We start from the raw sequence: 600 nt of genomic DNA on the forward strand, positions 1-600 counted from the left end.
TCGGCCACCGAGCGGATCAATCCGTCTTCGGTGGGGAAGCTGGTGCTCAGGTTGGTGACCGTGAGACGTGGGGTGGTGTTCGCGGTGTTCATCACGAGGTCTTCTTGAGCTTCGGATCGAGCAGGTCGCGCACGCCATCGCCCAGCAGTTGCAGCGACAGCGCCGTGAAGATGATCGCCAGGCCCGGGAACAGCACGACCCAGAAGGCCTGGTGCGCGTACTGCTGGCTGCCCGCGACCATGGTGCCCCAGGTGGGGATCTCGGGCGGTACGCCGACACCGAGGAACGACAGGCCGGCCTCGGCCAGGATCGCGTAGGCGAAGATGAACGACACCTGCACCAGGATCGGCGACATCAGGTTCGGCAGGATGTGGCGCCACAGGATGCGCGAGGTGCGCACGCCCAGGGCCCGTACGGCTTCGACGAAGAGAAGTTCGCGCACCACCAAGGTCGAGGCCCGCACCACCCGCGCCACGCGCGGCGTGTAGACCAGCACCAGCGCGAGCACGGTGTTCATCAGCGACGGCCCGAGGATGGCCACCAGCGCGATGGCCAGCAGGATGTCGGGGAAGGACATCATGGCGTCGACCACGCGCATCA

At 66.7% G+C, this 600-nt stretch carries 1 protein-coding gene; it reads right to left on the bottom strand.

The window, feature by feature from the left end:
• Positions 1-91: 91 nt before the first annotated feature.
• A partial coding sequence (locus AC07O4_RS31505) for an ABC transporter permease (RefSeq protein WP_495306623.1) occupies positions 92-600 on the bottom strand: 509 nt, incomplete at its 5' end.

The organism is Variovorax sp. GW821-FHT09D04 (genome assembly GCF_059416405.1).